Genomic DNA, 14,167 nt, shown 5'->3' with positions numbered 1-14,167 from the left:
AATGTCGGGGGCGGGCACCGGCCCGGTGCCCGCCCCCGACGCCGGTCACCCGGCGGCGGCCTCCGCCTGGATGCCCCGGAGGGCGGCCACCAGGGCGTCGACGTCCTGCACGGTGTTGTACAGGGCGAGCGAGGCCCGCGCCGCACTCTGCAACCCGTAGGCGGCGAGGGCGGGTTGGGCGCAGTGGTGGCCGGCGCGGATCGCGATGCCCTGCTGGTCGAGCGCCCCGGCGAGGGCGATCGGGTCCGTTCCGGCGACCAGGAAGGTGAGCACCCCGATCTTGCCCGGCGCGTTGCCGATCAGCCGGAGCCCGGGCACGGTGGCCAGCGCGGCCGTGGCGTACGCGGTGAGCTGCTCCTCGTGCGCGGTGGCGGCCTGCCGGTCCAGCCCGGACAGGTACCGCAGGGCCGCCCGCAGTCCGGCGACCCCGGCGATGTGGCCGGTGCCGGCCTCCAGGCGGTGCGGGACGGGGGCGTAGCTGGTCTCCTCGAAGCTCACCGAGTCGATCATGTTGCCGCCGCCCTGCCACGGGGGCATGGCCTCCAGCAGCTCCCGCTTGCCGTACAGCGCGCCGATCCCGGTCGGGGCGAAGATCTTGTGCCCCGAGAAGGTGTAGAAGTCGGCGTCCAGGGCGGTGACGTCCACCGGGAAGTGGCTCACCGCCTGGGCGCCGTCGACCAGCACCTTGGCGCCGTACCGGTGGGCCAGTGCGGTCATCTCGGCCACCGGTGGGACGGTCCCCAGCACGTTCGAGGCGTGGGTCAGCGCCACCAGCTTGGTCCGGAAGCCGAGCAGGTCCCGGTAGGCGTCCTGGTCCAACTGCCCGTCGGGGAGCAGCGGGATGGGGACGACCCGGGCCCGGCGCTCCTTGGCGATCAGCTGCCAGGGCACCAGGTTGGAGTGGTGCTCGGCGGCGGAGACCAGGATCTCGTCGCCGACGCCGAGGTTGGCCCGGCCCCAGGTCTGCGCCACCAGGTTGACGGCCTCGGTGGTGCCCCGGACGAAGACGATCTCGTCCGGGTCCGGGGTGCCGAGCAGTTTGGCGGCCTCGGCGCGGCCCTCCTCGTAGATCTGGGTGGCCTGTTTGGCGAGGGTGTGGGCGCCCCGGTGGACGTTGGAGGTGCCCGTCGCGTAGTGCTCGCCGACGGCCTCGACCACCTGGCGGGGCTTGAGGGTGGTGGCGCCGTTGTCCAGCCAGACCAGCGGGCGGCCGTTGACCTCGCGGTGCAGCTGGGGGAAGTCGCGGCGAACGGCCTCGACGTCGAACCCGCCGGTGGGCGCGGCGGGCGCGGTGGGCGGCGACGACCGGTCCGCCTGGGTCGGCAGCCAGTACCGGGGGCCGCCGGCGGCATGGGCGAGCGCCTCGGGGAGCGGGATCGCCGTCGGGGCCGTCGGGGTGGTCACCGTCGGGGCCGTGGCCGTCGGGGCGGTGGCGGTGGAGATGCCTCCCGGCGCCCCGTGGATCCCGGTACCGCGCCCGAATCCGTCAGGAGTAGTCATGGTAGTTGGACACCTCGACGTTCTGGAGCACCGCGATGGCGTCGTCCACGAGCGCGGCGGTCGAGAAGTAACCGGTCACCAGGTAGGAGGTGATGGCCTGCCGGTCGACGCCCATCGCGCGCACCGCCAGGCCGGGCTCGACCTCGTCCGGCACCTTCGCCGGCCGCAGGCCCACCACGCCCTGGCGCTCCTCGCCGACGCGCATCAGCAGGATGTTGGTGGTGCCGGGCGCCGAGTTCGCCGAGCCCTTGAGGTCCAGCTTGTCGGACGGCAGTAGTGGCACGCCGCGCCAGGTCAGGAACGGGCTGCCGAACAGCTCGACGATCTGCGGCGGCACCCCGCGCCGGGTGCACTCGCGCCCGAACGCGGCGATCGCCCTCGGGTGGGCCAGGAAGAACGCCGGCTGCTTCCAGACCCGGGTGAGCAGCTCGTCCAGGTCGTCCGGGGTGGGCGCGCCCTTGCGGGTGCGCACGCGCTGGGTCGGCACGACGTTGTTGAGCAGGCCGTACTCGGGGTGGTTGAGCATCTCCCACTCCTGGCGCTCGCGCAGCGCCTCGACGGTCAGGCGGAGCTGGGCCCGGACCTGGTCGATGTCGGAGTTGTAGATGTCCGCGACGCGGGTGTGCACCTTGAGGACGGTCTGGGCGATGCTCAGCTCGTACTCGCGCGGGCTCTCGTCGTAGTCGACGAAGGTCTCCGGCAGGTACGGCTCGCCGGAGTGGCCCGACTGGAGGGCGATCGGGTGCTCGGGGTCGGTCGGGGCCTGACCGGCGCCGAACTCGGTCAGCTGGGCGCGCAACGAGGGCTCCCGATCGGCGAGTTCGACGAGCATGCGGCGGTCGAGGGAGAGCACGGTACAGCTGGTGACGGCCTTCACCCGGTACGTCGTGGCGCTGCCGTTGGCCCAGGCGGCGGCGTCGAAGAAGTCCCCTTCGCCGAGCACGGCCAGCAGGGCGTCGTCGCCGTACGCGCCGGTGGCGCGCTTCTCGGCGCGGCCGAACGCGATGATGTGCAGCTGCTCGGCCGGGGCGCCGGCGTCGACTATCAGCTCGCCGGGTGCGACCTCGCGCTCGACGAACCCGCCCGCCAGCGTGCTGAGCACCGGGCTGTCGACCTGGCTGAGGAAGGCCAGCTCGCGCAGGTCCTCGGCGATGACCCGGGTGGCGCCGGCGCCGTCGACGTACGTGCTGACCAGCCCGTCGCCGAGGATGAAGCCCCGGCGGCGGTTGACCCGGTAGACACCCGCCTCCAGGTCCACCCAGGGGAGTGCGCGCAGCAGGTAGCGGGGGGTGACCCCGAGCATCTGCGGCACGGTCTTGGTGGTGGTGGCGAGGTTGCGGGCTGCCGAGGTACTGAGGCTCTGCTGGCTCGGCTGGTTCTGCGGAACGGCCTCGGTGGTCACGACTGGTCCTCTCTCCGGTATTTGAACAACCGACGTGTCGTCAGATCGACTCGGTGATTGTTGCCCCTGGATTCGATGGGTGTGACCACGTTTGAACTCGCCGGATAGCGGACACCCGCTGCGCGAATACGGGACGCGAGCCCGCCAAACTCACTCGAACGGGTGCCTTTTCCATAACCGGCGGCAATGCTCTCCCAAGCGGAACTTGGAAGCACGGGGGGCGAGTTGAGGCGCACCACCGGGTGCGCCCGCGCGCCCGTCCCCGCCCTGGAGGCGCTCTACGCCCGGAGGCGGCTGACCGGGGAGAGCAGCAGCGCCATGACGACGACGGCGGAGCCGGTCGCGGCCACGGTCAGGGCGCCCAGTTGCCCGGTGAGCAGGCCGGCGGACAGACCGCCCAGCGATCCGCCGCCGAAGAGCAGCATCCGGAACGCCGCGGTCATCCGCCCCATCATCGACTGCGGTGTCACCGCCTGGCGCAGGCTGACGATGATCACCCCGGCCACCTCGGGCACCACCACTTCCCGGCCGAGCCGCCGGCCGGCCACCTGCGGCTCGGCTTCGCCGCGGCGGCCGAACCGGCCGAACTCGCGGAGGCCGCCGCCCGCTTGGGCGCCCTCGCGGCCGCGGGGGCGGCCAGGGCCTGACCGGGGCTCAGGCGTAGATCGCCACCCGGGGCTCGATCGTGCCCTGGGCGGGCCCCGCGAGGACCGTCAGCCGGTAGTGCTCGGTGAGCTTGTGGTTGCCGTGCAGGACGATCTTCGCCGGGATGAGCCCGGTGTACAGGGTGCCGGTCTGGCTGGCGAGTGGCACGGTGTGCCAGCGTCCGTCCGTCTCCAGCAGTTCGAGCCTGATCTGCGCCGGGTCGAGGAACGGGCCCTCATCGGGCGACTCGATGAGGATCTGCGGGGCGACCGTCTGGTCCGTCGACGTGGGGTTGCGGTAGGTGACGGTGACCTGGTGCGGCGCGTGGTCGCTCGGCAGCGGGCTGTCGGGCAGGTCGACGAAGCCGACCGGGGCGGCGGAGGCCGCCGCCGCTGCGGGTGCGGAGTCCGCGGCCCCGGCGGGGAAGGTGAGCGCGGCGGTCGGCAGGGCGGCGAGGGCGACGGCGGTCAGCACCAGAACCCGACGGGGGATCGTCCGGGTGAGCATGGCGCCTCCTTCGGTCGTGGGACGGCGGCTGGGGGCGGGTTTCCCGGCGGGCGGTGTCCGCAGTGCTACGGACGGTCGCCGGCCGGGCGGTTCGTACCCCTCCACCCTGCACGTGCCCGGCGGATGCCGCATCCGCCGGGCACGTGCAGGCCCTCAGGGCGCCGCCCGGCGACGAGGCCGTGGAACAGTGGAATCCCTTATGACAACGGCATTGACGTGTGAGGGTGCCGCCGGTTTCATGGCTCGGACTTCCCCCCACCCCACCCCCACGACCAAGGCGGGCGAGCCCGACGGCACCCCGGCCGGCACCCTCCAGGAGGGAGCCACCAGCCTGGTCGCCCGACTGGTGCCGGCCACCACCACCGCGCAGCGGCTGGACGGCCTGCTGCGGGCTGCACTCGCTCGGTATCACCGGCTGGCAGGACGCGCTGCTCGGCGTCTTCAACGGCCAGCCGGACCCCTCCGACGCCTACCTGGCCGCCGCCCGCTCCGGCGCGCTGACCGCCCGGGTGACCGGCGCGCTCTGGTGGGAGCGCGACCGGGGGCCGAGCAGATCCCCGAACTGGTCGGGCACCGGACCGAGTTGAGCCACGGGCGGTTCCGGGCGGGCTCGGTGAAGATCATGCAGGACGGCATCGCGGAGAACTTCACCGCCGCGATGACCAGCCCCTACCTGGACGGCTGCGGCTGCGCCACCGCCAACTCGGGCCTCAGCTTCGTCGATCCGACCGCACTGCGCGGGTACGTCACCGAACTGGACGCGCTCGGCTTCCAGGTGCACTTCCACGCCCTCGGCGACCGCGCGGTCCGCGAGGCCCTGGACGCTGTCGAGGCCGCCCGCCCCGCCGCACTGTTCGCCGTCGCCGAGCCCACCCGGGCCCGGCGACGGTCGGCTTTCGGAGCCCGCGCCCGTGCCGGCTCCCCTGCCCGGGCTCAGCCCAGCGCCGCCAACCGGGCCCCGGCCGCGTCCAGGAGCAGGTCCAGGGCGTACGGGTAGCCGCTGCGCCGCATGTCGGTGGTGAGCAGGTGGGCGGTCGCGGCGATGTGGGGGTGGGTGGCGGCGTCCAGACGTGCGTAGGAGGCCTGCCAGACGTCCAGGTCGGCCCGTGCCGCGGCCGCCGGGAGCGCGAGGGCGGCGGCGTCCAGGGCGGCGAACCCCAGGCTCTGGTCCACGAAGGCGTGGTAGATCCGTACCGCCTCCGGATCGGGGAAGCCCGCCCTTCGCAGGACCCCGAGGATCGCCTCGACGGCGGCTACCTCGTGGGTGCGGCCGGTGGTGCGGTGAGCGGCGAGCACGGCGGCCTGCGGGTGGGCCTGGTAGGCGGAGTGGATCCGCAGACCGATGGCCCGCAGGTCCGCCCGCCAGTCACCGGTGGGCTCCCAGCCGGCCTGGGCGCGCCCGATCAGCTCGTCGGCGACGGCCAGCAGCAGGTCGTCGGTGCTGTGGAAGTAGCGGTAGACCGCGCTGGGGTCGGCGCCGAGCGTGGTGCCGAGCCGCCGGACGGTGAGTGCCTCGGCGCCGTGCCGCCCGATCAGCCGTAGCGCGGTGTCGACGATCAGTTCCTGGGAGAGCACCACGCCTTGCTTGGTGGGCCGGCGTCGACGGCGCTCGGGCTCGGGGACCACGCGTTCGCTCATGCCCCACAGGCTATGTCAACGAACTTGACGTCATCCAGGGGTGACCGGATCCCCGGCTGGGCCGGGGCGGAGCGTTCGGTGGGACCCCGAACGGAGGCCGCTGCCAGGACTGGTGGGTCGGAATGAGTCGTGCGCGATTCTGTGCGCGGTGTGCCGAATTGCCGAAGTATTCGTAGCAGCGTTCGAGCGGGGAGCCGATCTGAACGGTCGAGCGCCTTTGTCGACATGGCGTTTGTTTCCGAATGGGGGAGTGCTCTGGGTGGATTCATGCTGGTCGGCCGCCCCTTGGCTCTGATGCATCATCAGGTCGAAGCTCTTTGGATACGTCCGAGAGGGCATCGAAGTTCCACGTTCCGCCACCCGGTTGGGCGAAATCCCTTTAAGCTCACGTTAATCATGGCGGATTCAGGACACGCCGTGGGCTCCCTCATGACGTCGGGTCGGAAGACCCTTCTGGACGATGAGAGCAGGGATGAAGACAACGAAAGAACAGGCGAACGGCGTCGCGCGCGGCCCGGATCTGCGACGGTCGGGCATGCTCGGCCGTCGCTCGGTGGGCCGCCTCGCGGCGCTCGCGATCACCGTCGGCGGCAGCTCGCTGGCGGCCGTCCCGTCGGCGGTCTCCCAGACGGGCGACGGATCGGTGACGGTCCGGGTGATCCGGGCCGTGGACACCAGCGGGGTGTGGACGCCCGCGCTGGAGCCGGGGATGGCGGGCGTGAAGGTGACGCTCACCGATGACGCCGGTGTCGGCATCGACGGCACCACGGCGGCGGACGGCACGGTGACGCTGGCTCCGGCGTCGACCAAGGCGACCGGCGGCAAGTACCGGGTGCAGGTGGTGAATCCGAAGCCGGGGGTGCTGTTCCCGGCCTTCGCCTCCCGCCAGGGGCTTGACGGCGCGCCCAACCAGCTCAGCAGCAACGAGGAGTTCGTCGACCTCTCCGGAGGCAAGAACGTCTCCTACACCACCGGGCTCTGGTACCCGGGGGACTACTGCCAGAAGAACGCCACCCTGGTGACCACCTGCCAGACCGCCACCTACCAGGGCGGAGCCCAGCGCACGCTGGTCTCCTTCCCGTACAGCGCGCGCGGCCAGGACGGCGTCACCGCCAATGCCACCAACATCGCCACCGACGCCGAGACCGGCACGCTGTACGGCATCGCCTGGAACAAGGCCGACAAGCGGGTCTTCTCCTCGGCGACGGCCAAGCGGACCACCGACTACGGCCCCGGCGGCTCCGGCGGGATCTACGTCACCGACCTGGCGCAGAAGAAGACGACGGTCTTCACCACCGTCCCGAACGCGGGCAGCACCGTGCACGGGCCGGGGACGGACGACGCCTTCCTCGACGTGCCCGGCAAGGAGAGCCTGGGCGGCATCAAGATCACCGACGACGGAAAGGACCTCTTCGTCGTCAACGTGAACGACCGCCAGCTGTACCGCTACGACGCCACGGCGGCGACCGCGTCGGCGCCGAAGGCCGTCTATGCGATCCCGGACCCGGGCTGCCCGTCGGCTGCGGACTGGCGGCCGTTCGGCCTCGGCCTCCAGGACGGCACCGGCTTCCTCGGCGGGGTCTGCTCCGGTCAGTCCACCGGCAAGCTCGCGGACGTGCGCGCCGTGGTCCTGCCGTTCGACCTCGGCACCGGGGCGTTCGGCAAGGCGGTGCTGAACCAGCCGCTGGACTACCCGCGCCGGTCCACCGTCGGTGGGGGCCCGTGCGACGGCGCGGGCTGGTTCCCGTGGACCAGCACCTTCCCGGGCTCGCAGAACGGCAAGACGTGCGGCAACACCACCATCGCCTTCCCCGAACCGGAGTTGGGCGAGATCCAGTTCGAGACCGACGGCTCGATGCTGCTGGCCTTCCGCGACCGCTTCGCCGACCGCGGGCCGGGCGCCCCCGCGCCGAACTCGGCCACTGTCATGTCCGGTGGTGACCTGAACAAGGCGTGCCTGTCGAACGGCATGTACGTGATGGACACCAACCTGGGCTGTGGGATGACCGCCCGGGGTACCCGGTTCTTCGCCACCGGCTGGGATGCGGTGGGTCACCACAACACGGCGTTCGCCGGCATGGCGCTCTCCAAGGTCGAGAGCACCATCGCGGTCTCGGCCTTCGACCCCGACCACACCCCCGTCGGCTACGGCACGTCGTTCCTGGAGCGCAAGGACGGCACGAACGACCCGAAGTTCGGCCTGCGGCTGACCCCGGCGGGGACCAACTCCCCGTTCGGCAAGGGCGCCTCGATGGGCGACCTCGAAGTGCTCTGCGACCAGGCGCCGCTGCAGATCGGCAACCGGGTCTGGTACGACCCCGAGCGCAAGGCCATCCAGAACCCGGGCCAGACCCCGGTGAAGGGTGCCACCGTCAACCTCTACGACGAGTCGGGCAAGGTGGTCGGGACCACCAGGACGACGGCGCGCGGCGAGTACTACTTCGACGACAGCAACGTCACCGGCGGCCTGAAGCCGAGGACGAAGTACACCATCCGCATCGACAACCCGGCCGACTACGCCAAGGGCGGCCCCCTGTACCAGTGGGTGCCCACCGACCACGACGTCGGCGACAACCACTTCATCGACTCCAAGGGCATCGTCCCCGCCGATGCCAAGTTCCCCGAACGGGCGCTGACCACCGGCGGACCGGGCGAGAACGACCACACCTTCGACTTCGGCTACCGCCAGCAGGAGGGCGCGCTGAAGCTGGTCAAGCACGACCAGGACGGCAAGCCGCTGGCCGGGGCCAAGTTCCAGCTCTGGCACGAAACCAACGGCACCGACGGCCTCCAGCCCACGGGCACCAAGCCGGACACGCCCGTCGGCGACCCCTGCACGACCGGTGCCGACGGCATCTGCCAGGGCAGCGGCACGGTGGGGACGTACTACTGGCAGGAACTGAGCCCGCCGGACGGCTACTCGGCCCCGGACACCACGGTCTTCGGACCGCTGGTGCTCACCGCCGACAACCTCGACGCCGGCGTCTCGGTGACGGCCGTCAACAAGCTGATCCCCACCCCGACACCCACTCCGACCCCGACCCCGACCCCGACCGGGTCGGCGACGCCCACCCCGGCGCCGACGACCCCGACCACACCCGGCACCCCGGCCCCGCCGGTCCCGCCGGCCCCGGCACCGGGTGGGCAACTGCCCCACACCGGCGCGAGCGACGGAACGCCGCTGCTGGTGACCGGCGCCGTGGCGCTCGTCAGCCTCGGTGCGGCACTGTTCGTGCTGACGCGCCGACGCAGGGCCCAGCACCGATAGCCATCCCGTCATGACGGGGTGGCAGCCCGGCTCGGGCGGGTTCGCGGACCACGGGTTCGCGGACCCGCCCGAGTCCTGTGACGGAACAGATGGGAGAAGGCAACCGCATGGCCCGCAAGACGAAGACCGCCGCCCGTCCGCCTCGCCGGAAGGCCCGCCGGCTGTGGGCGCTGATCGCGATCGCGCTCTGCGGCGCCGTGGCGGGCGGTGTCGTCGCCTACCGGACCGTCTCCGACGAGGCCTCGGAGCGCCCGGTCACCACGGACGAGGCGTCGCGGCTGGCGCTGTCCCGGTTGAACCTCTACCAGGCCAGCCCGGTGGGGGTGGTGCTCACCGCCTCCGAGGGTGGGGGAGTGCAGGTCCGGGTCGAGGGGGTCGTCGACTACCGCACCCACCGGGGTGCCGGCCGCTACCGGACCACCGGCGCGAGCGGCCAGCTCGACCACGGCCTGGTCGTCTGGGACACCGGCGGCCTCGGCCTGGCCCCCGAGCCCGCGGGCGATGCGGCCCCGCCCTGGCAGCAGGCCGAACACGTCCCCCGGACCGGCTGGTCCCCGCGCTCGTACACCGCGGACCCGCTGGACGCCAGCCTCCGACTACTCATCCAGGTCGGCGCCGACCGCCCGGACAACCCGCTGCTGCTCGCCCAGTCCGGCGCCCGCTGGCTGGGCCGCGACCGGATCGGTGACCGCGGCTACGACCGCTTCGCGGGCCCCCGTGCCCAGGGCTCCGCCCCGGACGGCGCGCGCTCGCCGCTCACCTACTGGGTGGACGGCGACGGCACGCTGGGCCGGGTGACCATGCAGATGGCGGGTCTGGGCACCCCGACCACGGTGGACTTCTCCGGGCGGAACGCCGACGCCAAGCTCCCCGAGGCGCCCTGGCTCACGGGCTGAGGTCAACTGACCGTCGGGCAAGCGCACAGAGCGACACTGTTCGTCGTGGGGTGCGTGCAAGCCGTAGCCGGAGTGCTCCGGGTCGTGCGCCCTTCGACCTCCGAACGGATGACGGAGTCACTCCGCCCCGGCCGGGTGTCCCCCGTCCGCAACCGGGTAGGCGTCCAGTAGCCCACCGATTTCGGGAGGCCGCCATGGACCTCGCGTTCCTCACCCCGCTGCTCGACCGGCCCGGCCCCTGGGCCTCCGTCTACCTCGACACCTCCCGTGCCACCGAGGACGCCGCCCAGCGCCGGGCGCTTCTCGACCGCGCGGCCGTCCACCGGCTGGCCGGGCTCGGCGTCGACGAGCGCACCTGCGGCGCCGTCCGGGAGTGGCTGGCCACCGAGCCGGCCGAAGGCTCCCCGCCGGGGCGGGCGCTGTTCGCCGCCGACGGAGAGGTCGTGGTCGACACGCCGCTGGCCAGTTCGCCGCCCGACGTCGCCGTCGGCTGGGCGCCGCTGCCGCACACCGCCCCGCTGCTAGGGCTGCTCGACGACGCCGTGCCGCGCTGCCTGGTGGTGGCCGTAGACCGGACCGGCGCCGAACTGGAGCGCCGCGAGCTCGGCGGCGCCGCGCGGATGGGCACCGTCGAGGGACGGCAGTGGCAGGGGCGTGGCCACCGCGCCCCGCCCGCCGACCGGCACGAGTGGCACTACCGGCACCGCGTGGAGGACGCCTGGGACCGCACCGCCGGGATCATCGCCGACCACCTGGCCCGGGTCTGGCCGGGCAGCGGCGCCGACCTGCTGGTGCTCACCGGCGACGTCCGCGAGCGCCGGGCCGTCCGGGAGCTGCTGCCGCAGCAGCTGTGGCCGGACACCGTCGAGGTGGACGGCGGCGGCCGGGCCGACGGCATCGCCAGGGAGGCCTTCGACCAGCGGATCGAGACCGCCTGGAACGGCCACCGGACCCGCCACCTGGACACCGTGCTGGACGCCTTCCGCACCGGCATCGGCCGCCCGGGCGAGCACGGCACCGACGCCACCGGCACCGAGACCGCACCCGGCGCCGCCGCCCAGGGCGTGCCCGCCGTGGTGACCGCCGCCCGGCAGCACCAGCTCGCCGCACTGCTGGTCCAGCCGAGCGGCCACGACCCGGAGCGCCCGGTGTGGACCGGCCCGCAGCACGAGCACATCGGTGTCCAGCGGGCCGACCTGCGGGCCATGGGCGTCGCCGAGCCACGGCAGGCACCGGCGGCCGACGCCCTGTTGCGCTGCGCGACCGCCGTCGGCGCGGAGGCCCTGCTGGTGCCGGAGGCCGTCCCGGGCCCGCCCGGCGGCCTGGGCGCCGTCCTGCGCTGGTCCGCCTGAGCCCGATCACGGCGCGTGGGGTAGCCGCCGTTCGTGTACAACGGCATCCGCGCGGAGGAGAATCGACAACGCGAGCGGGGGAGGCACATGAGGAGGCCGGCCATGAGACGCGAGCGCCGCTATGCGGTGACCCTGCCCGGACCGATCGGCGGACACGCCCCACCGGCCGTCGTGGTGGTCCACGCCACCGAGGCCGTGGGCCCCGGCGGAACCCTGGTCTGGGAGAGCGTGGAGGGCGACCTCCGGGTGGAGATCACCGGCGAGGTGGCCACCGTACTGGCAGCCCCGGCCGGAGCGCCGCAGCACCCCTGCCTGCACGCCGTACCGCTGCCGGAAGGCCCCCTGGACATCGAGCGCGTCCAGGCACCGAGCGTGTCCCGGGCGATGAACCCGTGACGCGCTCCGGCGGATGACCGCTCCTGCCGATCACCCCTCGCTGCGTACCCCGGCCGCACCCTCGTCGCCGTCCACCAGGGCGGACTCCAGGAGCACCCGGTAACCGCGGGTTAACCCGCGTGTGCTGTACCAGGACAACGACAGCCAGGGCGACGACGACCGGAACCGCCGCCGGCACCGTCCGGGTGGGCCCGGCCCGGACGGCAACTCTCCCTCACCTTCCGGCGTGTTGGGCGCGGTGGGCGGCGACCCGGACGCGGGTGGCGCAGCGGGGGCTGCAGAAGCGCTGGGGGGTGCGGCGGCCGGTGTCGATGAAGTGGCGGCCGCAGCCCGGGGCGGCGCACCGGCCCCAGGCGCAGCTGCCGCGTTCGCTGAGCCACATGCCGAGGGCGAGGGCGGCGGTGGAGAGCAGCCAGTGGGTGAGGCCGGCGTCGTCGGCGGCCCGGGTGTGCAGGGACCAGGGGCGGCCGGGGAGTTGGACGAGGCGGGGGCGGGGCGGGTAGCGGTCGAGCAGGGCGTTGATCGCCTCGGCCGCCCGGTCGACGTCGTCGGTGTCGAGGACGGCGATCACGGCGGTGCTGGCGGCGCGCAGTTCGCGGGCGTCCGCGTCGGTGAGTCCAAGGGGCGGGCCGCCGTGGCGTTCCAGTACGGCCTGGAGCTCGGCGGCTCCCGCCTCGGGGTGCTCACGGACGGTGTTCGCGAGTTCGGCGAGGAAGTGGAGGCCGCGGGGGTTGCCGCCGTCGGGGGCCTGGGTCATGGGCTCACATTTCTCTTGATCGGGTCCGCCGCCACCATGGTAACGTCAAATTAATCAATTAGGCGTTACAGAGGAGTGGCATGCGATTCCCGGCAGCGACGTCCGTGCTCATCGTCGGCGGCGGCCCGGTCGGCCTGACGACGTCGCTCCTGCTGTCCGAGTACGGCGTGCGGCACCTGCTCGTCGAGGCGCACCCGGGCACCTCGACCCACCCCAAGGCCCGCGGCGTGTCGGCCCGTTCGATGGAGATCTTCCGGCGCTGCGGCCTGGAGGAGGAGATTCGGCGAGCCGGGCTTCCCGCCTCCCAGGTCTTCTTCTACCGTGGCCGCAGCCTGGTCGACCCGGACTTCGTCCGCACCGGGGTGGCGCCCGTCGCGGGGGAGGGCGTTGAGCGGACCCCCTCGCCCGGACTGGTCTGCTCCCAGGACGCCCTGGAGGCGGTCCTGCTGCGCCGCGCCCGCGAACTCGCCCCGGACGGCGTCCGGTTCGCCACCCGGCTGCGCTCCTTCACCCAGGACGACGACGGCGTCCACGCCGTCCTGGAGGAGCGCGACAGCGGCGAACGGCACACCGTGCGCGCCGACTGGCTGATCGGCTGCGACGGCGCGTCGAGCACCGTCCGCGCCGCGGCCGGGATCGCCATGGACGGGCCGACCGGCCTGGGCCACTACCTCGGCGTCCGCTTCGAGGCCCCGCTCGGCGAGGTGGTGGCCGACCGGGCCAGTGCCTCCTACTTCCTCATCGACCCGCCCCGGGGCGGCTTCCTGGCCGTCGACAACGACCGGCACTGGATCTACCAGTACCGGTACGACCCCCGGCGCGACGATGTCGAACAACTCCGGAACGACCGACGAGAGTTGGCCCGCCTGATCCGGGCGGCGGCGGGCCTGCCGGAGCTGCCGGTCACCGTCCGCGACACCACCACCTGGCGGATGGACGCCCAACTCGCCGACACCTACCGCAGGTCCCGGGTGCTGATCGCGGGCGACGCGGCCCACGTGACGCCCCCGACCGGGGGGCACGGCATGAACACCGGAATCGGCGACGCGGACAACCTGGCCTGGAAGCTCGCCGCCGTCACCGCCGGGACGGCGGGCGAGGCGCTGCTCGACAGCTACGAGGCCGAACGCCGCCCGGTCGCCCGGCGGGTCATCGACCTCTCGTTGGCCAACTCCCGGGCCCGGGACGGCTACCGGATCGACGACGAGCTGCTGCTCACCGCGGCCTACGCCTCGACCGCCGTCATCCCCGACCCCGACGGGCCCGCGCGGCCCGCGCTCGACCCGCAGTGCGAACACCCCGAGGGTGCGTCCGGCACCCGCCTCCCGCACGTGCGGCTCACCGAGTCCTCGTCCACGCTGGACCTGGTCGGTCCCGGTTTCACCCTGCTCACCCGGCCGGACGGCCTCGCCTGGCGGCGCCAGGCGGAGGCCGCTTCCGCTGCCGGACTGCCTGTCGCTCTAAGGGAGCTGAGGAATGATCAGGCCGGTGTGCTCGACCTCCCGGCGGACGGAGCCCTCCTGGTCCGTCCTGACGGCCACCTCGCCTGGCGGGCCCCGCAGCCGCCGGCCGCCGACGCCGGGCTGCGCGACGTCCTGCGGACGGTCCTCTCCGTCTGATCGGCAGCGGAGCGTTGCACGGCTGTTGCACTGGGAGTGGCGGGGCTCACAGCCGTCCGGGTTGGTTCGTGATCGGATCCTCCGATGCGTCAGTCGGCTCGCCGGTCGGCGTCGCCGCCGATCTGGTCGCCGGACGGCGGCCGGAGGTGTGCCTGCTGGGCGTGGCCGCACCGGGGGAGCCGGGTGC

At 73.2% G+C, this 14,167-nt stretch carries 12 protein-coding genes; 6 read left to right on the top strand and 6 right to left on the bottom strand.

Features of this window, described 5'->3' with window-relative positions; translation table 11 throughout:
- Positions 1-45: 45 nt before the first annotated feature.
- The 4 genes from ABZW30_RS36790 to ABZW30_RS36775 all read right to left on the bottom strand — a co-directional run bounded on the left by ABZW30_RS36790 (position 46) and on the right by ABZW30_RS36775 (position 4,054).
- Positions 46-1,500, bottom strand: coding sequence for a SufS family cysteine desulfurase (locus ABZW30_RS36790; protein ID WP_355675619.1), 1,455 nt, complete (start codon positions 1,498-1,500; stop codon positions 46-48).
- Positions 1,487-2,902 (bottom strand): family 2B encapsulin nanocompartment shell protein, encoded by a 1,416-nt coding sequence (locus ABZW30_RS36785; RefSeq protein WP_355675618.1) that lies wholly within the window; start codon positions 2,900-2,902, stop codon positions 1,487-1,489. Before ABZW30_RS36785 ends, ABZW30_RS36790 begins: the two co-directional genes overlap by 14 nt.
- Before the next feature lie 278 nt (positions 2,903-3,180).
- Positions 3,181-3,399 (bottom strand): hypothetical protein, encoded by a 219-nt coding sequence (locus ABZW30_RS36780; RefSeq protein WP_355675617.1) that lies wholly within the window; start codon positions 3,397-3,399, stop codon positions 3,181-3,183.
- A gap of 157 nt (positions 3,400-3,556) precedes the next feature.
- On the bottom strand, positions 3,557-4,054 hold the full coding sequence (locus ABZW30_RS36775; RefSeq protein ID WP_355675616.1) for a signal peptide protein: 498 nt from the start codon (positions 4,052-4,054) through the stop codon (positions 3,557-3,559).
- 238 nt (positions 4,055-4,292) lie between these two features.
- Here ABZW30_RS36775 and ABZW30_RS36770 point away from each other — a divergent pair, with 238 nt between their 5' ends.
- Positions 4,293-5,051 carry an amidohydrolase family protein gene (locus ABZW30_RS36770; RefSeq protein WP_355675615.1) on the top strand — a complete coding sequence of 253 codons (759 nt, stop codon included), beginning with the start codon at positions 4,293-4,295 and terminating at the stop codon, positions 5,049-5,051.
- Here ABZW30_RS36770 and ABZW30_RS36765 read toward each other — a convergent pair.
- On the bottom strand, positions 4,988-5,692 hold the full coding sequence (locus ABZW30_RS36765; protein ID WP_355675614.1) for a TetR/AcrR family transcriptional regulator: 705 nt from the start codon (positions 5,690-5,692) through the stop codon (positions 4,988-4,990). The genes ABZW30_RS36770 and ABZW30_RS36765 overlap by 64 nt on opposite strands.
- 472 nt (positions 5,693-6,164) lie before the next feature.
- Between ABZW30_RS36765 and ABZW30_RS36760 the strand changes: the two genes are divergently transcribed.
- The 4 genes from ABZW30_RS36760 (at position 6,165) to ABZW30_RS36745 (ending at position 11,604) form a co-directional block, all read left to right on the top strand.
- Positions 6,165-8,960 (top strand): SdrD B-like domain-containing protein, encoded by a 2,796-nt coding sequence (locus ABZW30_RS36760; RefSeq protein WP_355675613.1) that lies wholly within the window; start codon positions 6,165-6,167, stop codon positions 8,958-8,960.
- A 107-nt stretch (positions 8,961-9,067) separates the two neighbouring features.
- Positions 9,068-9,856 carry a hypothetical protein gene (locus ABZW30_RS36755; protein WP_355675612.1) on the top strand — a complete coding sequence of 263 codons (789 nt, stop codon included), beginning with the start codon at positions 9,068-9,070 and terminating at the stop codon, positions 9,854-9,856.
- A gap of 194 nt (positions 9,857-10,050) precedes the next feature.
- Positions 10,051-11,208, top strand: coding sequence for a hypothetical protein (locus ABZW30_RS36750; protein ID WP_355675611.1), 1,158 nt, complete (start codon positions 10,051-10,053; stop codon positions 11,206-11,208).
- A 102-nt stretch (positions 11,209-11,310) separates the two neighbouring features.
- On the top strand, positions 11,311-11,604 hold the full coding sequence (locus ABZW30_RS36745) for a DUF6296 family protein (RefSeq protein WP_355675610.1): 294 nt from the start codon (positions 11,311-11,313) through the stop codon (positions 11,602-11,604).
- A 214-nt stretch (positions 11,605-11,818) separates the two neighbouring features.
- Here ABZW30_RS36745 and ABZW30_RS36740 read toward each other — a convergent pair whose 3' ends face one another.
- On the bottom strand, positions 11,819-12,361 hold the full coding sequence (locus ABZW30_RS36740; protein WP_355675609.1) for a CGNR zinc finger domain-containing protein: 543 nt from the start codon (positions 12,359-12,361) through the stop codon (positions 11,819-11,821).
- An 80-nt stretch (positions 12,362-12,441) separates the two neighbouring features.
- Here ABZW30_RS36740 and ABZW30_RS36735 point away from each other — a divergent pair, with 80 nt between their 5' ends.
- Complete coding sequence (locus ABZW30_RS36735) at positions 12,442-13,980, top strand: FAD-dependent monooxygenase (RefSeq protein ID WP_355675608.1); 1,539 nt, start codon at positions 12,442-12,444, stop codon at positions 13,978-13,980.
- Positions 13,981-14,167 lie beyond the last annotated feature (187 nt).

Origin of the sequence: Kitasatospora sp. NPDC004669, from assembly GCF_040609455.1 — a bacterium.
Taxonomy (GTDB): domain Bacteria; phylum Actinomycetota; class Actinomycetes; order Streptomycetales; family Streptomycetaceae; genus Kitasatospora.
This window is presented reverse-complemented; position numbering and strand designations above follow the sequence as displayed.

What these genes read in the sequence shown, in the direction of transcription:
- ABZW30_RS36770 (WP_355675615.1), top strand. Translation starts at nt 4,293, where the DNA reads ATGGCTCGGACTTCCCCCCACCCCACCCCCACGACCAAGGCGGGCGAG.
- ABZW30_RS36750 (WP_355675611.1), top strand. Translation starts at nt 10,051, where the DNA reads ATGGACCTCGCGTTCCTCACCCCGCTGCTCGACCGGCCCGGCCCCTGG.
- ABZW30_RS36740 (WP_355675609.1), bottom strand. Translation starts at nt 12,361, where the DNA reads ATGACCCAGGCCCCCGACGGCGGCAACCCCCGCGGCCTCCACTTCCTC.
- ABZW30_RS36775 (WP_355675616.1), bottom strand. Translation starts at nt 4,054, where the DNA reads ATGCTCACCCGGACGATCCCCCGTCGGGTTCTGGTGCTGACCGCCGTC.
- ABZW30_RS36760 (WP_355675613.1), top strand. Translation starts at nt 6,165, where the DNA reads ATGAAGACAACGAAAGAACAGGCGAACGGCGTCGCGCGCGGCCCGGAT.
- ABZW30_RS36735 (WP_355675608.1), top strand. Translation starts at nt 12,442, where the DNA reads ATGCGATTCCCGGCAGCGACGTCCGTGCTCATCGTCGGCGGCGGCCCG.
- ABZW30_RS36790 (WP_355675619.1), bottom strand. Translation starts at nt 1,500, where the DNA reads ATGACTACTCCTGACGGATTCGGGCGCGGTACCGGGATCCACGGGGCG.
- ABZW30_RS36755 (WP_355675612.1), top strand. Translation starts at nt 9,068, where the DNA reads ATGGCCCGCAAGACGAAGACCGCCGCCCGTCCGCCTCGCCGGAAGGCC.
- ABZW30_RS36745 (WP_355675610.1), top strand. Translation starts at nt 11,311, where the DNA reads ATGAGACGCGAGCGCCGCTATGCGGTGACCCTGCCCGGACCGATCGGC.
- ABZW30_RS36765 (WP_355675614.1), bottom strand. Translation starts at nt 5,692, where the DNA reads ATGAGCGAACGCGTGGTCCCCGAGCCCGAGCGCCGTCGACGCCGGCCC.